19 protein-coding genes and 1 pseudogene are annotated in these 23,168 nt (G+C 69.1%); 14 read left to right on the top strand and 6 right to left on the bottom strand.

The window, feature by feature from the left end; all coding sequences use genetic code 11:
• Window positions 1-161: 161 nt before the first annotated feature.
• The 5 genes from BW737_RS03740 to BW737_RS03720 all read left to right on the top strand — a co-directional run bounded on the left by BW737_RS03740 (window position 162) and on the right by BW737_RS03720 (window position 7,811).
• Window positions 162-3,299: a glycoside hydrolase family 2 TIM barrel-domain containing protein gene (locus tag BW737_RS03740; protein WP_086615479.1), complete on the top strand. Its 3,138-nt coding sequence runs from the start codon at window positions 162-164 to the stop codon at window positions 3,297-3,299.
• Entirely contained in the window at window positions 3,299-4,729 is a 1,431-nt protein-coding gene (locus BW737_RS03735; protein ID WP_086615478.1) for an MFS transporter, read from the top strand. Before BW737_RS03740 ends, BW737_RS03735 begins: the two co-directional genes overlap by 1 nt.
• Window positions 4,730-4,925: 196 nt before the next feature.
• On the top strand, window positions 4,926-5,648 hold the full coding sequence (locus tag BW737_RS03730; RefSeq protein ID WP_143233251.1) for a hypothetical protein: 723 nt from the start codon (window positions 4,926-4,928) through the stop codon (window positions 5,646-5,648).
• 259 nt (window positions 5,649-5,907) lie between these two features.
• Entirely contained in the window at window positions 5,908-6,816 is a 909-nt protein-coding gene (locus BW737_RS03725; RefSeq protein ID WP_180272044.1) for a fructose bisphosphate aldolase, read from the top strand.
• A 26-nt stretch (window positions 6,817-6,842) separates the two neighbouring features.
• Window positions 6,843-7,811, top strand: coding sequence for a fructosamine kinase family protein (locus BW737_RS03720; RefSeq protein ID WP_257210434.1), 969 nt, complete (start codon window positions 6,843-6,845; stop codon window positions 7,809-7,811).
• Window positions 7,812-7,914: 103 nt separating this feature from the next.
• On the opposite strand, the gene BW737_RS03715 is transcribed toward BW737_RS03720, so the two are convergent.
• From BW737_RS03715 to BW737_RS17580, 5 genes and pseudogenes are all read right to left on the bottom strand, one after another.
• Complete coding sequence (locus BW737_RS03715) at window positions 7,915-8,784, bottom strand: DUF5926 family protein (protein WP_086615476.1); 870 nt, start codon at window positions 8,782-8,784, stop codon at window positions 7,915-7,917.
• Between the two features lie 110 nt (window positions 8,785-8,894).
• Window positions 8,895-10,319: a DUF5129 domain-containing protein gene (locus BW737_RS03710; RefSeq protein ID WP_257210439.1), complete on the bottom strand. Its 1,425-nt coding sequence runs from the start codon at window positions 10,317-10,319 to the stop codon at window positions 8,895-8,897.
• Entirely contained in the window at window positions 10,241-10,579 is a 339-nt protein-coding gene (locus BW737_RS17585) for a hypothetical protein (protein WP_257210433.1), read from the bottom strand. Before BW737_RS17585 ends, BW737_RS03710 begins: the two co-directional genes overlap by 79 nt.
• 1,267 nt (window positions 10,580-11,846) lie before the next feature.
• Entirely contained in the window at window positions 11,847-13,259 is a 1,413-nt protein-coding gene (locus BW737_RS03705) for a family 4 glycosyl hydrolase (protein WP_086615475.1), read from the bottom strand.
• Window positions 13,256-13,968: pseudogene (locus tag BW737_RS17580) on the bottom strand (DeoR/GlpR family DNA-binding transcription regulator). Before BW737_RS17580 ends, BW737_RS03705 begins: the two are co-directional and overlap by 4 nt.
• A 148-nt stretch (window positions 13,969-14,116) precedes the next feature.
• Between BW737_RS17580 and BW737_RS03690 the strand changes: the two are divergent.
• The 8 genes from BW737_RS03690 to BW737_RS16660 all read left to right on the top strand — a co-directional run bounded on the left by BW737_RS03690 (window position 14,117) and on the right by BW737_RS16660 (window position 20,646).
• On the top strand, window positions 14,117-15,151 hold the full coding sequence (locus BW737_RS03690; RefSeq protein ID WP_086615473.1) for a carbohydrate kinase family protein: 1,035 nt from the start codon (window positions 14,117-14,119) through the stop codon (window positions 15,149-15,151).
• A 33-nt stretch (window positions 15,152-15,184) separates the two neighbouring features.
• Complete coding sequence (locus tag BW737_RS03685; protein WP_257210432.1) at window positions 15,185-16,129, top strand: carbohydrate ABC transporter permease; 945 nt, start codon at window positions 15,185-15,187, stop codon at window positions 16,127-16,129.
• On the top strand, window positions 16,116-17,045 hold the full coding sequence (locus tag BW737_RS03680) for a carbohydrate ABC transporter permease (RefSeq protein WP_086615472.1): 930 nt from the start codon (window positions 16,116-16,118) through the stop codon (window positions 17,043-17,045). The genes BW737_RS03685 and BW737_RS03680 overlap by 14 nt, the downstream gene beginning before the upstream one ends.
• A gap of 107 nt (window positions 17,046-17,152) precedes the next feature.
• Window positions 17,153-18,511 (top strand): ABC transporter substrate-binding protein, encoded by a 1,359-nt coding sequence (locus tag BW737_RS03675; RefSeq protein WP_086615471.1) that lies wholly within the window; start codon window positions 17,153-17,155, stop codon window positions 18,509-18,511.
• Window positions 18,512-18,603: 92 nt separating this feature from the next.
• A complete protein-coding gene (locus BW737_RS19370) occupies window positions 18,604-18,837 on the top strand; it encodes a PIG-L deacetylase family protein (protein ID WP_338063854.1) in 234 nt (77 codons plus the stop codon).
• On the top strand, window positions 18,816-19,307 hold the full coding sequence (locus BW737_RS03670) for a PIG-L deacetylase family protein (RefSeq protein ID WP_338063853.1): 492 nt from the start codon (window positions 18,816-18,818) through the stop codon (window positions 19,305-19,307). The genes BW737_RS19370 and BW737_RS03670 overlap by 22 nt, the downstream gene beginning before the upstream one ends.
• 113 nt (window positions 19,308-19,420) lie before the next feature.
• Window positions 19,421-20,347: a Gfo/Idh/MocA family protein gene (locus BW737_RS03665; protein ID WP_218961775.1), complete on the top strand. Its 927-nt coding sequence runs from the start codon at window positions 19,421-19,423 to the stop codon at window positions 20,345-20,347.
• Window positions 20,344-20,646: a hypothetical protein gene (locus BW737_RS16660; protein ID WP_218961774.1), complete on the top strand. Its 303-nt coding sequence runs from the start codon at window positions 20,344-20,346 to the stop codon at window positions 20,644-20,646. The genes BW737_RS03665 and BW737_RS16660 overlap by 4 nt, the downstream gene beginning before the upstream one ends.
• 131 nt (window positions 20,647-20,777) lie before the next feature.
• Here BW737_RS16660 and BW737_RS03660 read toward each other — a convergent pair whose 3' ends face one another.
• A complete protein-coding gene (locus BW737_RS03660; RefSeq protein ID WP_086615470.1) occupies window positions 20,778-21,185 on the bottom strand; it encodes a Rid family detoxifying hydrolase in 408 nt (135 codons plus the stop codon).
• Between the two features lie 193 nt (window positions 21,186-21,378).
• On the opposite strand from BW737_RS03660, the gene pgm reads away from it, so the two are divergent.
• On the top strand, window positions 21,379-23,058 hold the full coding sequence (gene pgm / locus BW737_RS03655; protein ID WP_086615469.1) for a phosphoglucomutase (alpha-D-glucose-1,6-bisphosphate-dependent): 1,680 nt from the start codon (window positions 21,379-21,381) through the stop codon (window positions 23,056-23,058).
• The last annotated feature ends 110 nt before the right edge of the window (window positions 23,059-23,168 follow it).

Below are 23,168 nucleotides of genomic sequence, written 5' to 3'. Positions count from 1 at the left end.
AACTCACATCTTCTCAACTCGTCCCATAGTATGTTAACGTCGACATACGTGGAGCGCCAGCCCCCCACCGCCCACGCGCTTCGCACCGGCGCCACCGGCGTCGTCCGGCACCAGACCCAGGCGAGCCGCCCGGCCCGCCACCGCACACAGGAGAGTCAGCGATGATCCTTCCCGGGCACCACGAGGACCTCACCGTCCTGCACGAAGGCACCCTCCCCCACCGCGCCTACTACATCCCCGCCTCCGAGCCCGCCTGCACCGCACCCTGGCAGCGAGAGTCCTCCGACCGCTTTCAACTACTGGGCGGCGATTGGGCCTTCGCCTACTATCCGGGCTCTTACGCCGTTCCCGAGGAGTTCTGGGCGCCCGCGACCCCCACCGCCGGGCTGGAACGCATCCCGGTCCCCTCCAGCTGGCAGCACCAGGGCTACGACCACCACCAGTACACGAACTACCGCTACCCCATCCCCCTGGACCCGCCCTACGTGCCGCAGGACAACCCCTGCGGCACCTACGTGCTCGACTTCGAACACACCGCCCCGGCTGCCGCCCCGCGCACCCATCTGGTGTTCGAGGGCGTCGACTCCTGCTTCTACGTGTGGCTGAACGGCCGCTACCTCGGCTACAGCCAGGTCTCCCACGCCACCAGCGAGTTCGACGTCACCGACTACCTGCTCCCGGGCACCAACCGGCTGGCCGTGCTCGTGCTCAAGTGGTGCGACGGCACCTACCTGGAGGACCAGGACAAGTTCCGCACCTCCGGCATCTTCCGGGACGTCTACCTGCTGGACCGTCCCCAGGACTGCCTGTTCGACTACGCCGTCGTCACCACACTCGACGGCGACACCGGCACCGTCACCATCCGCGGCGCCTTCCGCGGCCGGCCGGTCCCCACCCGCCTTGAGCTGCGCGACGCCACGGGCGCCCTCGTCGCCGACGGCGAGCTGGAACCTGCCGACGCCGTCTCCCCGTACTCGCATGCCGCCGTCCTGCAGCTGACCGACCCGCACCCCTGGTGCGCGGAGGACCCCTACCTGTACACGCTACACATCACCACCCCCGGGGAAGTCATCACCGAACGCGTGGGACTGCGCGAGGTCACCACCGCGGGCGCCGTCCTGTACGTCAACGGCGCCCCGGTAACCCTGCGCGGGGTGAACCGGCACGAGTCCGATCCGGTGACCGGGCCGGTGGTCGGCGTCGAACACATGCTGCGCGACCTGAAGCTGATGAAGCAGCACAACATCAACGCGGTGCGCACCGCCCACTACCCCAACGACCCGCGCTTCTACCAGCTGTGCGACGAGTACGGCTTCTTCGTCATGTCCGAGGCGGATGTGGAATCCCACGGCACCCAGGTGCGGGTGTTGGCCGACTCCTCCTGGGAGAGCCAGGTGGAGCACTGGAACGAGCCCATCGCGGACAACCCCGAGTGGACCGAGCCCACCCTGGACCGGGTGCGCGCACTGGTGGAGCGGGAGAAGAACCGCCCCTGTGTGATCTCCTGGTCGGCCGGCAACGAGTGCGCCTACGGGTGCACCTTCGAGGCGGCGCTTGCCTGGATCAAGGCCGCCGACCCCACCCGGGTCACTCACTACGAGAGCGCCTTCTACCGCGACTCCAAGCGCAGCTACGACTACTCCGGCATCGACCTGTACGGGCGCATGTACCCCGCGCTAGACGAGGTGCGCGACTACCTGGACGCCGACCCGGACCAGCCCTTCCTGCTGGTGGAGTACTGCCATTCCATGGGAAACAGTCCCGGCGACCTGGAGGAGTACTGGAAGCTGATCCTGGCGGAGCCGCGCATGTGCGGCGGCTTCGTGTGGGAGTGGTGCGACCACGCCATCCGCGCCGGGAGCGTAGACGGGCGCCCCGTCTACCTGTACGGCGGAGACAGCGGGGAGCTGCTGCACGACGGCAACTTCTGCGTGGACGGGCTAGTCTCCCCCGACCGCGTCCCGCACACCGGACTGCTGGAACTGAAGAACGTGCAGCGGCCCGCGCGCGTGGTCGACTTCGACGCGGGCGCCGGCACGCTCACGCTGCGCAACGACCTGGACGCCACCGACCTGGCCGAGTACCTGGAGATCACCTACCAGGTGCGGTGCGACGGCCTCGTCGTCGACTCCGGAGTGGTGCCGTTGCCGGAGTCGGTGCCGCCGCACACCACCGTCACCGTCCCCTGTGCCGCGCAAGTACCCGAGTCCGGCCGCTGCCACCTGCTGCTCTCCTACCGGCTCAGGGCCCAGGTGCCGCTGTTGGAACGCGGGCACGATCTCGGCTTCGACGAGGTACCACTGCCCACCGCCCACCCGCGCCACCTCGTGCTGGACCGGCTGGCCGAACTGGCCGATGCGTCGTCGGACGCGACGGCGGCCACGCCCACGGTGACGACGACGGGACCGACCGGACTGGTAGTGGCCGGAGACTCCTTCAACTACGAGTTCGACACCCGCACCGGCCTACCCAGCCGGCTGGTGGTGGGCGGCCGCAGTCTGCTCACCCGCCCCATGGAGATCAACACCTGGCGCGCCCCCACGGACAACGACGCCGAAGTGCGCAAGCAGTGGGAGACGGCCCAGTACCACCGCACCTCCGCCCGCGCCTACCGAGTGGCCGCCGAGGAGCGAGCGGACGCCGTCGTCGTGCAGGTGGAGCTGTCGGTGGGCGCGCCCGCGGTACAGCCGGTGCTGCGGGCCTCCGGCACGTGGACCATCACTCCCTCCGGGCTGATCGAGTTGGAGGCGCGGGTCCAGCTCGACCCGGCCTTCCCGCCGCTGCCGCGCCTGGGCCTGCGCCTGTTCCTGCCACCGTCCATGACCGCCGTCGCCTACCACGGGCTGGGACCTCACGAGAGCTACGCGGACAAGCGCCGCGCCGCCTATCACGACACCTTCCACAGCGATGTCGACGCCCTCCACGTGCCCTACCTGCGTCCGCAGGAGGGCGGCAGCCACGCCGACTGCGACTACGTCACCGTCAGCGACGACGTCGCCTCTCTGACCGCGGCCGGTCTTGGCCCACTGTCCTTCAACGCCTCCCGGTATACCCAGGAGGAGCTCACCCGTGCCCGCCACGACGTCGAGTTGCGGCCGTGCGCCGCCACGGTGCTGTGCCTGGACCGAGCCATGGCCGGAATCGGCTCCGCCTCCTGCGGGCCCGCCCTGCGGGACATCTACCAGGTCGATCCCAAACACCTGACGGACCTGGGCATTCATCTCTTCCTCCTTCCATCCATCACCCCCACCCGCGGCGAATCTGTGCTCGCGGACTCGACTCACAGTGAGGTCAACTGATGCAAGAGAAGAAGTACCTCAAGTGGTACAACAAGGTCGGTTACGGCTCCGGCGACGTGGCCGGGAACGTGGTGTACGCGCTGCTGTCCGCGTTCGTCATGATCTACCTGACCGACACCGTCGGGCTGAACTCCGGCGTGGTCGGCACGCTCATGATGCTGTCGAAGTTCTTCGACGGCTTCTCCGACATCATCTTCGGGACCCTGCTGGACCGCACCCGCACCCGCATGGGTAAGGCCCGCCCCTGGATGCTATGGGGCTTCGTGGGCTGCGCGCTGATGATCATCGCCGTCTTCGCCATTCCGCCTAGCCTGGGCGAGACCGCCCAGTACGCCTGGTTCTTCATCGCCTACACGCTGCTGAACTCGGTGTTCTACACGGCCAACAACATCGCTTACTCCTCGCTGACCGCCCTGATCACCAAGAACAGCGCCGAGCGCGTGCAGATGGGCTCCATTCGCTTCATGTTCGCCTTCGGCACCAGCCTGCTGATCCAGACCTTCACCGTTAAGGGTGTGGAGCTGCTGGGCGGAGGCGCCGAGGGCTGGCGCACCATCGCCATCATCTACGCGCTCATTGGCCTGGCGGTGAACACCCTGTCGGTGATGTCGGTGCGTGAGCTGTCCCCCGAGGAGCTCGCCGACCGCTCCGGCATGCCGGCCGAGGACGCCGAGCGTGCCGCGGCCGCCGACGCGGCCGGCTCGGAGAAGCTGCCGTTCAGGGAGTCCATGCAGCTGCTGCTGGCCAACAAGTACTACCTGATCATCCTGGTGGTCTTCCTGATGACCCAGATCTTCACCGCCACGCTCAACATGGGCATCTACTTCATGACCTATATCCTGGGCGACGCGAACCTGCTGGGCGTGTTCGCCTGGGCGATCAACATCCCGCTGATCGCCGGCCTGTTGGCCACCCCCTGGGTGGTATCCCGGGTGGGCGGCATGTACCACGTCAACATCGTCGGCTACATCATCGCGATCCTCGGGCGGCTCGGAGTGGTGGCCGCGGCCTACGCGGGCAGCCTGCCGCTGATGCTGATCTGCTCTGGAATCGCCTCCATCGGCATGAGCCCGCTGCAGGGGACCGTAAACGCGCTGATCGCGGAGGCCTCTGAGCACACCTTCCTGCGCTCGGGCAAGCGCATCGACGGATTGATGTTCTCCTGCACCTCGCTGGGCGTGAAGGTCGGCGGCGGCCTGGGCACGGCGCTGGCGGGCTGGCTGCTGGCCGCGAGTGGTTATATCGCCAACGCCCCGGTGCAGCCCGATTCGGCGATCAACATGCTGTACTTCATGTACCTGTGGATCCCGGCGATCGTCAACGGCATCATCCTGTTCCTGCTCTCCCGGCTGGACGTGGAGCGCTCCAACGATCGCCTGCGTGCCCAGACGGTCGAAGGGGCGGCCGCCGCGCAGCCGCTGGAGCGCTAACCGACGTCGGTGCGCCGCTCAGCCTGCGATTTACGACCCCGGGGGTGCGTTTCACGACCTCCCCGGGGTCGTATTTCGTACTCCAAGGTCGTAAAGCGCGCGAGCCGCACCGGTTCACCGCACCGCTCCCGCACTGAGGTGCCGCTACCCAGCGCGCCTCGCCACGATTTCGCATCGCGCCGGTAACATTTGCATCATGCTCCCTTCGGCACTCTCCCGGCAGCAAGACCTCGAGCTCCGCTACCGATCGGCAGCAGTGCGCGATTTGCTGGCCACCGGAGTACGCGTGGCACGCAGCCGTGGCCTGTCGGAGGTCAACCGCGACTCGGTGACCACCACGCTGGCCGTCGGGCTTGGTCGCCTGTACGAGATCGTCCTCGGCCTGCGCAATCTGAAGCTGCACGGGCAGTGGGCGCCGCAGACGGATGGTGTCGGCCCCTTCCTTCCCGACCTGCTGTCCATGCACGACGCGGTCTTCGACTTCCTCAGCCTGTCGTCGCAGGACCCCGGGGAGGCAACTCGTTGGCTCAGCCGGATCAATACCGATCCGACCGTGCCGCGACTCGTATCCGCCCTGAGCGCCTACTGGGACTGCGCCGCGGCCGGCCCCGCCAGCACACACGGCACCGTGCGCGCGTGGAACGACGTCGAGGGGGCCGTGCAACCGACTCCGGAGGAACCCGCACTGAACATTCTGGGCGGTCCCAACGGAGAGCCTGCCGAGTATCTGGCTTGGCGGCGCGCGGTGAGCACCTCCCGGAGCTCCGCGAGATCATCCACCGGCGAGCGGCTGGCCGATGCGGTGGAGGCCATCTGGTTCGCACTGGGCATCTGCGGGCGCGACGGCGCGCTCGGCCGCCCCGGGGAGGTCTTCGCCGCAGAGGTACTACCCATCCGCGCCACGTTGGCTGCGGCCTAGACGACGTCGCGCGGCGAGTGCGACCGACGGCCGGAAGCACACGCCGGAGGCGACCTACACGGCTTCGGCGGCGGGCCGTCCGCTCCTGCCATCGAGTCATCGCCGTCGGCGCCTCCACCATGGCCGTCGCGGCCCCTCAATCGACCCTTTTTATGAGAACCGTTCTCGCATATAATCGTTCGTGCCCGAGCTGGCTCAGCCGCCAACGCCGCGACAACGTCGTCCCGAGCACTCGCACAATCCAGCCAGGAGGCACATCATGCCCACCCAATCGCGCCCCGACCAGCGCGCCCAGATGGACCGGATCCGGCACGGCGCCGGCTTCATCGCCGCCCTCGATCAGTCCGGCGGCTCCACCCCGCGCGCGCTGAAGGCCTACGGCATCGAACCCGATGCGTGGAGCAGTGAGGAGGAGATGTTCGACCTCGTCCACGCCATGCGCACCCGCGTCATGACCAGCCCCGCCTTCACCTCCGAGCGGATTCTCGCCGCCATCCTGTTCGAGCGCACCCTCGACTCCGAGGTTGAGGGCCGCCCCACCGCCGACTACCTGTGGGATGTCAAGGGCATCGTCCCCTTCCTGAAGGTGGACAAGGGCCTGGCCGAGGAGGCTCACGGCGCCCGCGTCATGAAGCCGATCCCGAATCTGGAAGACACCCTGGCCAAGGCCGCGGACAAGCACGTCTTCGGCACCAAGATGCGCTCGGTCATTCTGCACGCCGACACCCAGGGCGTGGCCGCCGTCGTCGACCAGCAGTTCGAGATCGCGAACCAGATCCTCGACGCCGGACTCACCCCCATTATCGAGCCGGAGGTGGACATCCACGCCCCGGACAAGACCGGCATCGAGTTGCTCCTGCTCGCCTCGCTCAACGCCCACCTGGACGACCTGCGCGAGGGCCGCGACGTGGTCCTCAAGCTGACCATCCCGTCGGTCACGGACTTCTACCACGCACTCATGCACCACCCGCGCGTCGCCCGCGTGGCCGCCCTGTCCGGCGGCTACACGCGTGCCGAGGCCGTCCGCCGCCTGGCCCGCAACCGCGGCCTGATCGCCAGCTTCTCCCGCGCCCTGCTGGAGGGGCTGGACGTCTCGCAGACACAGGCGGAGTTTGACGCCGCCCTGGAGGCCTCGATCGCCGAGGTCTACCGCGCCTCGACCACCTGAGCGCGGCCGCGTGGAATGCTGGACCGGTGCGTACCCGACCCGGCTTCCGCAAACAGGACGATCTACCCGGCGCCACCCGCCTGGAGGCGCAGGGACTGGCCTGGCTCGGCCAGGCGATGGCCGACGGCGGCGCGTACGTGGTGCCCGCGCGCGCCGGCGACGGCTGGCTGGAGGAGCCGCGACTCACCGATTCTCGCGTGACGCCGGCCGCCGCCGAGGCCTTCGGACGGGCCCTGGCCGTCACCCACGCCGCCGGGGCGCCCGCCTTCGGGTGTGCCCCTCCCGGGTGGGATGGGCGCACCCAGATGGGGCGCAGCAACATCCGCCTGCGCCCGCACGCGTTCGAGTCCGGCACCCCGCGTCGCTGGGGGGAGTTCTACGCGGCGGACCGCATTGCCCCATACATCCGCCCGGGTCGGGATGCGGGCACGCTCAGCGCCGCCGACGCCGTCCTCCTGGAGCGGGTCTGTGAGCGCCTGGTCGACGGCGACTTCGACTCCGAGCAGCCCGAGCTCACCCGCCGCGCCGCGGCCGGGCGGGGCGCCGCGGTAGCCGTGGCCCGCACACACGGCGACCTGTGGACCGGCAACGTCATGTGGGTGCCCGCCGCGGAGGTCGCCGCCTGGGCGCCCGCCGCAGCCGGGCGCGGACCACGGCGGGAGGACGCCGAAGCCGAGACCGTGCCGACCGTCTCGGCGACCGCGACCACCGGCAATGAGCGCCGTCGGAACCGCGGGGAGGAGGACACGGTCGGCGTGCTCATCGACCCGCTCGCCCAGGGCGCACACGCCGAGACCGACCTGGCGGCACTGGGCGTGTTCGGGCAGCCGTACCTGGAGCGGATCGTGGCCGCCTACAACGAGGTCTCCCCGCTGGCGGACGGGTGGCGCGAACGCGTGGGGCTGCACCAGCTGCACCTGCTGATGATCCACGTGTTCCTGTTCGGGGGCGGCTACGGGCCGCAGGCGGTGTCGGTGGCCCGCCGCTACGCCTGAGCCCTACGGCGGCGGGCGCCGCGGGCGCGCGCAGCTTGCTGCGCGGCCGGCCCGTCCGGCGGCAGGGAAGCGTCGGCCAGCGGCCCGCCGCCGGCCTAACGCCCTACAGGTTCACCTGGCGGGAGATGATGCCGGCCTTGGCGCGGCGCGCCTCGGCGTCGAGCGGGGCGTCGTCTGCCAGGGCTGCCTCGAGGCGCTGCCCCATGGCCCGCATGGGCTCGGTGAGTTCCTCGGCCTCGGTGCCGGGCACGAGTTCCCACACAGGGATGGCCAGGCCGCAGGCGCGGAAGGCGCCGAGGAAGCGGGCGCCCTCCTCCAGGTCGGACTCGCGCGCGGCGTGGACGCGGGCGAAGGCGTTGAAGAAGGCGTCCTCGTCCTCGCCGCGCACCCAGCGGACGAACTCCTTGCCGTTCATGCGGCACCAGTAGGCGTGCTCGACGCCGGGCACCGGCACGGTGGGGGCGATCCCCTCCTTGGCGTCCTCGACGATGCGGACCGCCTCGGGCTCCTCGGCCTGTTCGGCGGTCAGCCAGAAGTCGAAGGACTCGCGCACGTCGATGCTGGGAGTGAAGGCCGCGTCGAGGATGTCCTGGAGGCGCTCACCGGGCCCCGGCAGACCGTTGGCCGACAGCCCGGTGCCGGGCTCGAGGTCGAGAGCCTCCAGCAGGGCGGCGGCGACGTCGCGGCTGGCGTCCCCGGAGCGGACGGTGGTCTGCATGGCCACGAGCACCTCGCCGTCGGCACGCTTCATGGAGCGGGCCAGCTCGGGGAGCAGGGTGACCAACTGGACGTCCTGGCCGCCGTGGTCGGCGTCCAGACGGACCGTCATGGAGGCGGCGGGGATGATCTGCATCATCGCCACCAGGTCCGGCTCGGCGGCCAGTCCCTCGAAGGGGCGGGCCACGAAGGGGATCTGCTGCTTCTTGGCGGCCTTGCGGTCGTCGCGACGCCGCTGGCGGTTCTTCTTCGACATGCGCGCCAGCCTACCGGCTGCGACCGGCGGCGTCCTCCCGCCCGGGCGATGCGGGCCGCGTCCCCGGCCGGTGGCGACGGCGGCAGGTGGTGGCGCAAGGCGGCATCGGTCTAAGTCTCAGAAGCGGGAGGAGGAGCCGGAGCCGTGGAAGCTGCCGCCGCCACCGCTGTGGCCGCCGCTGAAGTGACTGGAGGAGCCGGAACCCGAGAAACCGCCCCCGCCGGAGGAGGAGGGCGTGTAGGTGGCCGCCTTGCTGTATCCGGTGACGAGTCCGGACACCGGCCGCGAGAACTGGGGCACGGCGCCGGCCCCGGTCGCGTGCACGCCTGCGGGGCGCAGACCCGGGGCCCGCAGACCCGGCGACTGGGAGTTGATACGGATCGTGGTGGCAGGGTTGTAGCGCACGCGGCCACTGTGGGAGTTCCACCAGCCTGATAGTCGGCCGCGTCGCGGCGGTATGCACTCCGCACGGAGTCGTACTCGTAGCGGGCAAGCCGATCCCGCCCCAGCCGGGAGGTGTCCGCCGCGAGCGCCCGCCGGGCCAGGGCGTCGCAACGGTGGCGCACGTCTGCGGCGATCGTGTCGAGTTCATCCAGGGCCGCCGCCGGCGTCAGGGTCCTCAGGGCGAGCTCCACCGTCATGGCCGCCAGCCGATCATTGCGGCTGCGGATCCACGCGCGATCCGGCTCGACGTCGAAGCTGACGCGTACCCGTTGCGTGCTGGCGGCGACGGAGGCGCACAGCGCGGCGTAGGAGGCGAGGTCCTCGTGCACCGGGCCCTGCTCGTTCTCCCACACCTTCTCCCAGCCGGGCCCGCGGGTTAGGAAGGTGGAGGCGGCCGCGATGACGTCGTCGACGCGATCGAGTTCCGCAGCGCTGGTCTCCAACTTCTGGGCCCGGCGCCGGCGGCTGTCCACGAACCACTGAGCGCCACGTGGGGAGCCGAAGTCGCGGAAGAGGCGGACGAGCCTGGCGTAACGCTCTTCGAACCAGGCGAAACGGGCCAGTACCTGGGCGCCGTGAGCGTTGTCGGCGGGGATGGTGCCGGCGCGGATCTGGGTGGCATCGTAGTCGGTGGTGATCTGGCCGAAGTGACGACGGGCCTGCCGGAAGGCGTCGCGCGCCACGCGGCGGGACCAGAACATCCACGACAGCAGCGCGATGGCGGCGGCCAGGCTCGCAAACGCCACGAGCAGCGCCACCTCTGTGGAGGCTATCGGCCTGCCGAGTGAGTCGGCGGTGCGCTGGGCCATGGTCTCCAGGCCGACGTCCCAGCGCGCCAGGCGGAAGGAGCCCTTGGCGGCGTCCTGTATCTGCTGCTGAGTGCGCAGGTCGACCTTGACGTCCTCGCCGAAGTAGCAGCCGACCCAGCGACCGTGTGGCGAGACGGCGAGAATTACGAGCCCGTCGGCCCAGACATCGGGGTCTGCGGTGGAGATCCACGACGGTTCGTGCTCTAGGGCGTAGTCGAGGACGGCGTCGTTGAAGACGGTGTCGGAGCTGGCGTAGGGGTCGACGTCATCAGTGGTGAGGATGGCCAGGCGGATATCGTGGCGGAAGCCGATGTCCTCCAGGGCGGTCTGGAGGCGTCGTCGTCGAGCACGTCGGCCTCATCGTGGATCTGGACCGCGGGCGTGTGCGTGGCGCCGAAGGGGTCCAATGCGTACAGCGGCACGAACACGGCGAGCACGACGATGAGCAGGGTCTTAACGGTGAGGGCGGCGACGGCGCGCAGGCCACCCCAGCGGACAATCAGGTCGGACACGGGCACCTCCGGGGCTGTTGGCAGCACCATAACGGCGGGGTCGCTGCGGGGCCATGGGGAGCACTGCCCGGGAGCGGGAGACGTCGGGCCAAGCACCGGTCCCGACGGCATAGGCTCCGTCGGCAACCTACCCCGGATGCCATCCCGGCCTGGTCCACTTCGACGTCGGCCTTGGCGGTGGGCGGGCCCGCGATCGACACGCATTAGTGGTCTACTTCGAGCTTTTGTGCTCTGGTGTGCGGGTACTCCCCGCACACCAGAGCACAAAACATCGCAGCAGAGGACAAAGGCTCGCAGCAGGCCAAGCCAAGCCCGGGACCCACCCCAGGGGCGGGACACCTTGAACGGCCGCCACTTCCCCGGAGCTTCTCAGCCGGCGGGGGTGTGCTTCCAGGTCGGAGGGGTTATATGAGTCCTGCCGCCGGACGGTGCCGGTCGCGAGGGTTGGGGACCCCGAAGACCGACCCACCACCGAGAACCAGGCCGGGTACATGGGAGCCCGCGCCGGTCCGCTCCGGCGAAGGAGGCAGAGCCCCCGGGGATGTGGAAACCCCCGGAAGCGGCCGCCTCACCGCCAAGGCCGGTGGGGCCGGGACAGACAACCCGACCCCACCGGCCAAAACACATCCCGAGCGGGCAACACCCTGCAGGCATCCCCTGGTAAGGGCGCCGATTATCGCCCACTTCGCACTCACGATGATGCTCTCAACCTGGATGTCCGGGGATTCCTGTTTGGGGCGTGCTGTTCGTACAGCCTCGGCGAGTGGCGTGGGTACGTCGGCCGTGGCGGACGACGGCGCCACGGCGCGCGCGGGGTCAGCGGGCGTGCAGCGGCGCAGGCGCACCACCCACTGACACCGCCGATCAGGCACCCGGCGGACGTGGACGACGGTGTGGACGGTGGACCCCCGTCGGGCGTGCCTCGAACTCGCAAGCAGTCGGCCCACAACGCGGTCGAGCCGCCCAGGACGCGGTCCAACGCCGACAACGCTCCCTCGCCGTCGAGAACGCCCTCCGGGTCGGCGTCCTCGACGACTACCCCACGTCCTCGACGGCTTTACCGCCCCTTCGATGTCCGTAGGACTCGTCGCCAACGCACCAACCCGCAAACCGGACAATCCGGACGTCTTCAGTGAGAACCTCACTCTCTAGAGTGACAACGTCACTTTCTACAGTGAGATCCTCACTCTATAGAGTGAGCACGTCACTCTTTCCAACCCACCCCGAAAACCTGGTTGATGAGCAGCACGGGGACCGCACGTCTAGCCGCACTTAACAGACACACTGAGCCCAACCCTCACCGCCCGAAGGTCCTGGCCACCAGCGGGTTGCGCTCCAGGTAGCCGTCCAGCACCCGCCGCGCCACGTTGACGGAGTCAATGAGCGGGTGCCCGGCCAGCGCCCGCCACGCCAGGGTCTCGTCCCCGCTGAGCGCGGCGTCGATCACCAGCTCCTCGCAGCCCTTTACCGTGGCCACCAGCCCGAGCTCGGTACCCGCGAGCGCCCCCACCCGCTGCGGGTGCACGCCGTCACCGTCGACGACGCACGGGACCTCCACCACGGCGTCCTCGCGCAGCTGGGGCACCAGCAGCCCGCCGCCGTCGGCGGAGCATGCGTCGCCATTGCCGACGTCGAGGATCATGCGGGCGGGCACCCCGGTGTGGACGGCGGTCATCAGGTCCAGGGCCACCTGCTGGTAGCCGCCGCCAGCAATGTCCTCCTCGCGGCGCCCGGCCCGGTCGGCGGCGTCGCGAGACTCGGCCATGTACGTGGCCTCCCGCTCGGCGTGCGCGCGCCGCCACAGCTCCCCGGCCCGCTGCGGCTGCGCGGCGACGGCGTCGTAGAACTCCCCCTGTCTGCGCTCCAGGAACTGGCCGCGGGTCTCCGCCTCGGCGCGGATGCGCTCCAGCGACTCCCGGCCCAGGTAGTAGTAGAAGAGGTACTCGTTGGGCAGCATCCCGAGCGCCCGCACCCAGTCGAAGCCGATGACGCGCGCCTCCTCCAGGTGGTCCAGCGCGGCGTCGTCGGCCAGCAGTCCGGGCAGCCGGTCCCGGCCGTCGACGACGAGGCTGCGCAGCCAGCCCAAGTGGTTCAGACCCACGTAGTCGAACTCCACGCCCACGCCCGCACCGACCCGAGACACGCACGCGGCGTCCCCGCCGACCGCCGTCGTCGCCCGCCGCACCAGCCCGATCGGGGTGTCGCAGATGCCGACGACGCGCCCGCCGAGCACCGTGCGCATGGCCTGGGTGATGATGCCGGCGGGGTTGGTGAAGTTGATGACCCAGGCCTCGGGGGCCAGGTCGCGGACCGTGCGCGCCAGCTCCATGGCCGCGGGGATGGTACGGAAGGCGTAGGCGTAGCCGCCGGCCCCCACCGTCTCCTGCCCCAGCACGCCCTGCTCCAGGGCGACGAGCTCGTCCAGCACCCGCCCATGCGTGCCGCCCTCGCGCATGGCGGAGAAGATGAAGTCGGCCCCCCGCACCGCCTCCTCCAGGCGAGTGGTGGAGGCGAGCGCGGGCGCGAGCGGGAAGTCCAGATCGGCCAACACGGCCCGCATGGCGTCCAGGCGCTGCGGGGAGATGTCGTACAGGCACACCTCGTCCACCACCAGGCCCGGATGGGGGCCCGAGCCCGCCCGGGCGGCGGCAAGCACCTCGATCACCTGGGGCACGCGGAATCCGCCGCCGCCGACGATGAGCAGTTTCATGCGAACAGCACCTCCGTGTTGGCGCCCGCCAACTCCGGCAGCGGTGCGACGCCGGGAGCGGCGGTGGTGATGACGACGTCGAGTTCGGTGATGGGGCAGACCGGCAGCAACCCGGATCCGGGAAACTTGTCCGCAGTGGCCAGCAGGCAGGTGCGCTCGGCCGCCGCCCGTAGCGCGTGCTTGACGGGCACCTCGATGCCGGTGGAGTCCAGGACCATACCGTCCGCCCGCACGCCAGAGGTGCCCATGAAGCGATGTCGGCGCTGATCTGCGCCAGGGCGTTCTCGGTCAGCCCGCCCACCAGCGACAGGTAGGAGGGACGCAGCACCCCGCCTAGCACGATCAGCTCCACGTGCCGTTCCTCACGCAGCACGTCGACGACGGCGAGGGAGGCGGTAACGACGGTGACGTCCCGGCCCAGCAGGTGCCGGGCGACGGCGGCGCCCGTGGTGCCGATGTCGATCAGGACGACGTCACGGTCGCGCACGAGCCCGGCTGCCGCGGCGCCGATACGGTCCTTCTCCTCGGCCGCCCGGGCGGCGACGTGGGCGAAGGGCTGGGCGTCCGCCTCGATCGTGCCTCCGCCGCGCACCCGCTGGAGCCTGCCCTCGCGCCCCAGGGCGTTCAGGTCGCGGCGAATGGTGGAGGCGGAGACGTCGAGCGCGCGGGCGAGATCAGTGACCGAGACGCCGCCGCGCTCCCTGACCATCTCCACGATCGCCGTGCGTCGTTGCTGAGCCAACATGGACACAGTCTATCGTATTGACATCAATCATGCGCAAGAGTGAGCAGTTTTAAGCAACTTCGCGTACAGTGGTGTGCGCCGCAGCAACCAGCGCGTCTGACGAGGAGGTCACATGTCGCACCGCGCCGCACCCGCCGACTCCGGTCGCCCGGTCCTCGTCGTCGGCCCGACCTTCCTCGATGTCGTCATGAGCGGCCTGAACCACGCCACCGCCCCCGGCGAGGAGCAGTGGGTCGAGGGCTGCGCCCTCATGCCGGGCGGCGCCGCCAATCAGGCGGTCGCCCTGGCCCGCCTCGGTCTGCCGACCGGACTGTGCACGTACCTGGGCACGGACCCGGCCGGCCGGCTGGTGCGCGACATGCTGGAGTCCGAGGGGATCGGCCTGTCCGGCGCGCGAACCGCCCCGCAGCAGAGCGTCACCGTGTCCCTGGCCCTGGACGGCGACCGCGCCATGACCACCTGCGGGAGCGACGCCGCCCCGGGCCTGCCGGCGAGGGCTCCCGCGCCCGCCGCGCTCGTGGCGGACCTGGGGGCCGTTCGAGCGGGCCGGGAGACGATCGCCCGCTGGCGCGGCGACCTCGTACCCACCATGGTGTTCGCCGACGCCGCCTGGGACCCGACCGGGCGCTGGAGCGCGGACGATCTCGCCCCGCTGGACCGCGTGGATGTGTTCACCCCGAACGAGACCGAGGCGCTCCACTACACCCGGGCCGATAGCGCCGCCGAGGCGGCCCAGCTACTGGCCAAGCGGGTACCCGTCGTGGTGGTCACCTGCGGGCGCGAGGGCGTGATCGCCTGCGACGGGGAGGAGCTGCTGACGCTGCCGGCCCTGGAGGTACCCGTGGTGGACACCACCGGCGCCGGGGACGCCTTCACCGCCGGGCTCGTGTGGGCCCGCCTGCACGGTCTGGGGCTGCGCGCGGCCGTCAGCCTGGCCTCCGCCACGGCTGCCGCCACCCTGGGGCGTCCGGGCGGTTCGCTCAACGCGCCCACACCGGCCCAGGTGGCGGCACTCGTCCGCGCCACGCCCCTGCCGGATGCTTCAGCGCCGAGTTCCTGGACCTCATCGATAAGGACGCAGCCTTCCCGCCTAGCCACGCCGATCGGGGTGTGGCGCAGTGAAGATCAGCACCTACACCGCTCCTGAAACGCACCTAATACTGCCACCCGCAGTTGACCTATGGTGTCGGTCATGAATGAGCCGCCCACCGAAGTCCGGCCCCTTGAGGAAAGGACGCGACAACGCCCCGGCCGCTCCGCAGCACGTCTCCGGGAGGCGATCGCGGGTTATCTCTTTCTCGCGCCGAGCGTGATTGGCGTGTCACTGTTCATGGTTGTGCCGGTCGGCATCGTGCTCTGGCTCACCATGCACAAGTGGGATATGATTTCTGATCCCGAATACGTTGGACTTACGCAGATCAGCGAGGTCCTCGGCGATCCAGAATTCCTCTCCTCCCTGAGAGTGACGTTGCTACTAGTCTCCCTGGTAGTGCCGATTCAGATCGGCTTGGGACTCGCGCTCGCCAATATGCTCACCAAAGGTGTACGCGGCACGAACGTATTGCGCACCCTTATCGTCATCCCCTGGATCTCCTCACCTCTGGCTCTGGGTGTTGTGTGGTCGTGGATCTTTGCACCCACAGGCGGCCTGCTGTCGGCCATCGCCGGAACCCGCCTGGAGATCCTCGTCTCGGAGACGTGGGCGCTGCCCGCGGTCGCCTTCGTCGTCATTTGGAACAACGTCGGCTACACATCCCTGTTCTTCATCGCCGGTCTGCTGTCCATTCCCGCCGAGCTCATCGAGGCGGCATGGGTCGACGGTGCCTCACCCAGCCAGATCTTCTGGCGGATCAAAGTGCCGCTACTGCGCCCGACCTTCTTCTTCGTGTCGGTAACCACCATCATTGCGGCGTTCAATATCTTCGACCAGGTTTTCGCGCTCACGCACGGCGGACCATCCGGATCGACGTCGGTTCTCGCCTATGCGATATACGAGCAGGCCTTCGTCAATTGGGACATGGGCAAGGCCGCCGTCATGGCGGTTGTCATGATGGTCATCCTGATGATCATCACCGTCGCCCAGAATCTCTACTTCCGCAGGAGGACGACCTATGAGCTCCTCTGACGACGCCGTCGTGATCAGCGGCACGGCCACTCCCACGCGACCGAGTCTCGGCCTGCAACGCCGTGGCGGGCGGGAGCCGGGGCCTGCCGGCAGCCGGCGCGGTCCACTCGCCATTCTGGGAATCTACCTGGGACTGGGCCTTGCCGCGAGCGTCATGGTTCTGCCCTTCCTGTTCAGCTTCATGACGGCATTCAAGTCTCCCAGAGACTTCGCCTCCCATTCGCCGTTGGCCCCACCCAGCCCCTGGACGCTCGAGTCCTTCGCCGCGGTGTTGGGCGGTCGTATCGACTTCGCCAGCGCTATCTGGACCACTCTGGCGATGGTCGCCGTCATGGTCATCGCCCAGATCGGCTCCTCCGTTATGGCCGCCTACGCCTTCGCACGTCTCTCCTTCCCTGGACGCGACATCATCTTTTGGATATTCCTGGCGACGATGATGCTGCCCTCCAGCGTGCTCGTGATCCCGCTGTACCTCATGATGGCCAGAGCCGGGATGAACAATACCTTCTGGGGCATCGTCATCCCCTTCATGCTGGCATCGCCCTACGCCGTTTTCCTCCTGCGGGAGAACTTCCGCTCCATCCCGCAAGAACTCATAGACGCCGCGCGCGTCGACGGCGCCGGGCATGTACGCACACTGCTTCAAATAGTACTGCCGATCTCGCGCCCCATCCTGGCGACTCTGACTCTCATAACGGTGGTCAGCCAGTGGAACTCCTTCATGTGGCCGCGTGTCATCGCCAGTCAGCAGCCCAAGGTGATAACCGTGGCTACGGCCGCCTTGCAGTCTCAGTACAACGCCAATTGGACGTACGTAATGGCAGCTACGACCATTGCGCTCGTGCCCCTCATCATCTTGTTCATCGCCTTCCAGAAACAGATCGTAGCCTCGATCGTACTGACCGGACTGAAATAGATCCACCCGCCCAGCCGCATTCCGAACACATCGATCCATAACGCCACTCGCCACCGGCCGGCCCCCGGGAACGATGTCTACACCGAAACCGAGAGTGAGGAAACCTCATGTCACGCACCACCGCCAATATCTCCCGACGCACCGCACTGCACGCCACCGGAATGACCCTCTCCGTCGGCGTCGTCGCGTCCGTACTCGCCGCCTGCGGCTCGTCCTCATCCTCGGACTCGTCCGAGGGCGGCTCGATCACCTTCCGTCTGTGGGACGAGCAGGCGGCCTCCGCCTACGAAGACGCCCTCAAGACCTTCACGGCAGACACCGGCATCGATGTCAGAGTCGAACAGGTCGCCTGGTCGGACTACTTCACGACGCTACGCAATGACATAGCCGCGGACTCCGCACCCGACGTCTTCTGGACCAACAGCTCCAACTTTGTCGACTACGCGGCTGCCGGCAGGCTGCTTAACATCGATGAGACATTCTCCGAGTCCGAACGGGATGGCTGGCTCGACGCCGCGATCACGCAGTACACCCACGATGGCGCTTTGTGGGGCGTTCCGGCTCTGGCCGACCCGAATATCGCCGTGTACTACAACAAGGAACTGCTCGATAAGGCGGGCATAGCCGTCGCCGATCTCGAGGAGCTTGCCTGGGACCCCCATGCCTCAACCGATACGCTGCGGGAGACAGCCGCACGTCTCACCCTGGACGGCAACGGCATGACGCCAACGGAAGACGGTTTCAACCCGAACAACATCGTCCAGTTCGGCTACAACGCCGCGCTCGATCTGCAGGCGATCTACCTCCCCTGGCTCGGCGCCAACGGCGCCTCCTACCAGGACTCCGAGGGCACGATGAACTTCGCCTCCACGGAGGGCATCGACACCTTTCAATACATCGTCGACCTCATCAACCAGGACCACGTGGCACCGTCCGCCGCGGACACCAACAACAACGGCGACTTCTCCCGCGACCAGTTCATACAGGGCAAGATGGGACTGTTCCAATCAGGTGCCTACAACCTCGCCAACGTAAATGACGGCGCGAGCTTCGAATGGGGGATAGTCCCACTGCCGCAAGGGCCTAAGGGTCGGGGAGGCGTCATCAATGCCATTGTCGCGGCGGGCTCCGCCAATTCGGCCAATCCGGCCGCTCAGAAGCAGCTCCTCGCCTGGATCGCCAGCGCCGATGGCTCGAGATGTCTTGGGGAGACCGGCGTCGGGCTCCCGGGCAATACCGAGGCCCAGGAGTCGTGGACGGACTACTGGAATGAGCAGGGAATAGACGTCTCCGCAATGACGGAGATCGATACCGATACGGCTCTGCCGGGACCATTCGGTTCGAACATTCAGGGAGCCATGGACGCCTCCGTGAAGATCCTGTCCGAGGTGTTCCTCGGCCGCCAGGACGTTGCCGAGGGGGTTAAGGCGGCCCAGGATGCCGGGAATAAGGTCATCGAGGGCTGATCTTCAAGCGCGCCGGTCGGCGGACCCCGCACTCTCCCAAGGGGGTGCGTATAGGCGGCGGGGACGACCTCCCCGCATGGAAGGAGATCATCGTGGAGTATCAGCACGTGCTGGGCATCTACGCCCACCCCGACGACGCCGACGTCGGGGCCGGCGCCACCCTCGCCCGCCTCGCACGGGAAGGCGCCGACGTTGTCCTGCTGCTCGTCACCGCCGGAGACGCCGGCGGTTTCACGGCCGAGGGCCAGGAGCGCATGGCCGAGCGGCGCCGGAAGGAGCAGACCGCGGCCGCGGCTCATCTCGCATCAGCGATGTCTCCTTCCTGAGCGGCATCGCCGACGGCCATGTTCGCGAGGCCACAGGACTGGTGCATGAGATCGTCGCCGCGATCCGGAGCCATACCCCCGATCTGATCCTTACCACCTCACCGGAGTACAACTTCAGTTCCACCGCCGCAAACCACCCCGATCATCGGGCGGTGGGACAAGCCGTCGTCGAGGCCGTCTATCCGGCTGCCGGCAACCCCTTCGACTACCGAGATCTCATCGCGCAGGGCTTGGAGCCCCACGACCCGAGCGAGGTCTGGTTCCAGGGACACAAGGAGATCAACTACATATCACCCGTAGCCCAGGACGATCTGGACCGGAAGATCGCGGCCGTGCGCAGCCATGTGAGCCAGTTCCCCGATCTGGACCGGATGGAGCGCCTGCTACGTGAGGCTGCCGTACGCGACGCAGCAGGCGCGGCCGAAGGGGTGAAGTACGCCGAGTGTTTCTTCCGTTGGCAGGTGCACTGACCCGTGTTCATCTTGGAGGCGAGAGGGCGCCGTCAAGGGGTGAGCACGCCGTTGCTCCCCACCTCGGCCGGGGTATAGCGTCGTTGCCATCCTGCCGGAGTCGAAGGAGCTCCATGAGCCGCGACACCCACGCCACCGCCCACACCCCCGTTCCACCCGAGCGCGCCCCACGCTATCCGCACCACCCGCCCGCTCCCGAGACGACGCGCCCCTACAGCGCCCCCATGCCCGACCAGAGCCCGGCCCCGCCGCCGGACGGGCCGGTGCGTTTCGGCGTCGTCGGCGCGGGCTGGCGCGCCCGCTTCTTCCTGCGTCTGGCCGCCATGGCCCCCGCGCGCCTGGAGTGCGTCGGCGCCCTGGCCCGCCGCAGCGAATCGCGCGCGGCCCTGGCCGAGGAGTTCGGCGTCGCCGTCACCGACTCGCTCGACGACCTGCTGGCCCGCACCCCCGAGATGGTCCTGCCGCTGGTCAGCTGGGCGGCCGCACCGGATCTAATCCGCGATCTGGTGGACCACCGTACCCCCGTCCTGTCGGAGACCCCGCCCGCGCCCGACCCCGACTCACTACGCTCCCTGTGGCACGACGTCGGAGCCTCCGGCCTGGTCCAGGTCGCCGAGCAGTACACGCGCATGCCCGGTCACGCCGCCCGCCTCGCGGCCATCCGCGCCGGCACCATCGGCACCCCCACCTGGGCGCAGGTCTCCTCCACCCACGGCTATCACGCCGTCTCGCTGCTGCGGCACTTTCTCGCCGACGACGACGCCCCGCTGGTCGGCCCCGTCACCGTCACCGCCCGCAGCTTCCACGCCCCGCTGCTCCAACCGCTGGACCGCAACGGCTGGAGCACCGTGCCCACGGTCGAACCCGGTCAGACGGTGCTGGCCGCCCTCGCCTTCGACTCCGAGCGCACCGGCGTCTATGAGTTCACCGCCAACCAGTGGCACAACCCGCTGCTGTCCCGGCGGGTGCTCGTGCGCGGCACCCTGGGGAGATCGTCGACGACGCCGTCACCCGCTGGGTACCGGACGCCGGGGCGGTGACCAGCCGAATCGAGTACCGGCGCACCGGGCGCGACCTGAACCTCGAGGGCAACGACCTGGTCCACGCCAGCCTGGACGGGCGCGTCGTCTACCGCAACCCGTGGGTGGGCACGCGCATGAGCGAGGACGACCTCGCCGTCGCCACCATCCTGGCCGACGTCGGCCGCTGGGCGCGCGAGGAGGGTCCGGCCCCCTACCCGCTGGCGCAGGCTTGCCAGGACCACCTGCTGTCCTGCGCCATCGACGAGGCCGTCGCGTCGGGTCGGGACGTGACCACCGACGTCGAGGACTGGGCCTGAGGTCCAGCGCCCACCGACCAGGACTGCCAACTACTGACAACTACTGTTAAGAAATTAACAGTAGTTGTCAGTAGCGTTGTCAGTAGGCCTGTCAACAGGGTCGCGGTCGGTCGGAGCCGGCGCTCCCGGCCTCAGGGCCGCACCGCTACGGCCTCGATCTCCACGCCCGCGCCCAGCGGCAGCGCCGCCACCTGGAAGGCCGCCCGGGCGGGCAGCACCGCGCCGGTGAAGAAGCGCGCGTAGACCTCGTTGACGGCGGTGAAGTCGGCGATGTCGGCCAGCAGCACCGTGGTCTTGACGACGTGCTCGTACCCCAGGCCCGCGGCCTCGAGGATCGCGCCGATGTTCATCAGCACCCGCTCGGCCTGCACCTGAATCCCGCCGTCGACCAGCTTGCCGGTCACCGGGTCGAGCGGCACCTGCCCGGAGACGTAGACGGTGGCGCCGGGGCCCTCCCCGGCGGAGACGGCCTGGGAGTAGGGGCCGACGGCGGCCGGGGCGCTGGTGGTGGCGATGGCGGTCTGTGCAGCGGTCGACATGCCGGCATCCTAGCCGCGCGCTCGCCAAGCGCGTGCGCGACCGGCGTCGCCCCGCGAGACCGGTACCAATGACGTACCTAGCCCCACGCCGTCGCCGCCGCGAGCACCGCGCCGAGTCCGGCACCACTAAGACCAATGCGTCCGACTTCCGGGATTCCCAAGACACACCCAGTGTCCGTGACACACTGCACCCATGCACGAACGCGCAGGACTTCCCGCCCAACCAGAGGACCTCATTGACGTCGATGAGGTCGTGAACGCCTACTACGAACTCGTCCCGGACCCAGCCGTCCCGGCCCAGCAGGTCGTCTTCGGCACCTCCGGGCACCGCGGCTCCTCCCTGGACACCGCCTTCAACGAGGCCCACATCGTCGCCATCACGGCGGCCATCGTCGAGTACCGCCGCTCCCAGGGCACCGACGGTGTGCTCTACATCGGCCGCGACACCCACGCCCTGTCCGAGCCGGCCTGGCGCACCGCCATCGAGGTGCTCTCCGGCGCCGGCGTCACCACCGCCGTCGACGCCCGCGGCTCCTACACGCCCACCCCCGCCGTCTCCCACTCGATCCTGCTGGCCAACGGCGCCGGCACCGAGTCCGGCGTGCGCACCACCGGCCCCGGCCTGGCCGACGGCATCGTCGTCACCCCCTCGCACAACCCGCCCCGCGACGGCGGCTTCAAGTACAACCCGCCGCACGGCGGCCCCGCCGACTCCGACGCCACCAGCTGGATCGCCGCGCGCGCCAATGAGCTGCTGGCCGGCGGCTGGCGGGATGTTCCGCGCGTACCGATCGCCGACGCGCTCGACGGCAACTACGTCATCAAGCACGACTACCTCGAGACCTACGTGGCCGACCTCGAGAACGTCATCGACATGGATGCCATCCGCGAGGCCGGCGTGCGCATCGGCGCCGACCCACTGGGCGGTGCCTCGGTGGACTACTGGGGCGCCATCGGTGAGCGCTACGGTCTGGACCTGACCGTGGTCAACCCCAAGGTGGACCCGACCTGGTCGTTCATGACCCTGGACTGGGACGGCAAGATCCGCATGGACTGCTCCTCCCCCAACGCCATGGCCTCGCTGCGCGATGCCATGACCCCCGACGCCGACGGCAACACCCCCTACGACGTCGCCACCGGCAACGACGCCGACTCCGACCGCCACGGCATCGTCACCCCCGACGGGCTGATGAATCCCAATCACTATCTGGCCGTGGCCATCGAGTACCTGTTCACTCACCGGGCCGGCTGGCCCGCGGACGCGGCCGTCGGCAAGACGCTGGTCTCCTCCAGCCTGATCGACCGGGTGGTGGCCGCGATGGGCCGCAAGCTGGTGGAGGTGCCGGTCGGCTTCAAGCACTTCGTGCCCGGCCTGCTGGACGGCTCCGTCGGCTTCGGCGGCGAGGAGAGCGCCGGAGCCTCCTTCCTGCGCAAGGACGGCACCGTGTGGAGCACGGACAAGGACGGCATCATCCTGGCCCTGCTGGCCAGCGAGATCATCGCCGTCACCGGCAAGACCCCCTCCCAGCTGCACGAGGAGCAGGTGGAGCGCTTCGGCGCCTCCGCCTACGCCCGCATTGATGCCGCCGCCACCAAGGAGGAGAAGGCCAAGCTGGCCGCGCTGTCCCCGGAGGACGTCACCGCCACCGAGCTGGCCGGGGAGCCGATCACCGACCGCCTGGTGCGCGCCCCCGGCAACGACGCCCCCATCGGCGGCCTGAAGGTCACCACCGAGAACGCCTGGTTCGCCGCGCGCCCCTCGGGCACGGAGGACGTGTACAAGATCTACGCGGAGTCCTTCAAGGGCACAGAGCACCTGGCGCAGGTCCAGGAGGAGGCCAAGCAGGTGGTCTCCGCCGCCCTCGGCGCCTGACCGCCTCACGGTAGGCACAGCACCGAACCACAACACAGCCGGGGTCCGGCGACGGTGCTCCCGTCGCCGGACCCCGGCGTGTCCGTCCCGGCTGACCTCCATCGCCGTCC

This window comes from Actinomyces ruminis, from assembly GCF_002154335.2.
In the GTDB taxonomy this organism is placed as follows: domain Bacteria; phylum Actinomycetota; class Actinomycetes; order Actinomycetales; family Actinomycetaceae; genus Actinomyces; species Actinomyces ruminis.
Note: the sequence above shows the minus strand (reverse complement) of the source record. Positions and strands in the feature narration are given on the sequence as shown.

Bases quoted from the DNA above. Each gene is read 5' to 3' on its own strand.
- BW737_RS03740 (WP_086615479.1), top strand. From the start codon at position 162: ATGATCCTTCCCGGGCACCACGAGGACCTCACCGTCCTGCACGAAGGC.
- BW737_RS03735 (WP_086615478.1), top strand. From the start codon at position 3,299: ATGCAAGAGAAGAAGTACCTCAAGTGGTACAACAAGGTCGGTTACGGC.
- BW737_RS03730 (WP_143233251.1), top strand. From the start codon at position 4,926: ATGCTCCCTTCGGCACTCTCCCGGCAGCAAGACCTCGAGCTCCGCTAC.
- BW737_RS03725 (WP_180272044.1), top strand. From the start codon at position 5,908: ATGCCCACCCAATCGCGCCCCGACCAGCGCGCCCAGATGGACCGGATC.
- BW737_RS03715 (WP_086615476.1), bottom strand. From the start codon at position 8,784: ATGTCGAAGAAGAACCGCCAGCGGCGTCGCGACGACCGCAAGGCCGCC.
- BW737_RS17585 (WP_257210433.1), bottom strand. From the start codon at position 10,579: ATGGTGCTGCCAACAGCCCCGGAGGTGCCCGTGTCCGACCTGATTGTC.
- BW737_RS03705 (WP_086615475.1), bottom strand. From the start codon at position 13,259: ATGAAACTGCTCATCGTCGGCGGCGGCGGATTCCGCGTGCCCCAGGTG.
- BW737_RS03690 (WP_086615473.1), top strand. From the start codon at position 14,117: ATGTCGCACCGCGCCGCACCCGCCGACTCCGGTCGCCCGGTCCTCGTC.
- BW737_RS03685 (WP_257210432.1), top strand. From the start codon at position 15,185: ATGGTGTCGGTCATGAATGAGCCGCCCACCGAAGTCCGGCCCCTTGAG.
- BW737_RS03680 (WP_086615472.1), top strand. From the start codon at position 16,116: ATGAGCTCCTCTGACGACGCCGTCGTGATCAGCGGCACGGCCACTCCC.
- BW737_RS03675 (WP_086615471.1), top strand. From the start codon at position 17,153: ATGTCACGCACCACCGCCAATATCTCCCGACGCACCGCACTGCACGCC.
- BW737_RS03665 (WP_218961775.1), top strand. From the start codon at position 19,421: ATGAGCCGCGACACCCACGCCACCGCCCACACCCCCGTTCCACCCGAG.
- BW737_RS03660 (WP_086615470.1), bottom strand. From the start codon at position 21,185: ATGTCGACCGCTGCACAGACCGCCATCGCCACCACCAGCGCCCCGGCC.
- pgm (WP_086615469.1), top strand. From the start codon at position 21,379: ATGCACGAACGCGCAGGACTTCCCGCCCAACCAGAGGACCTCATTGAC.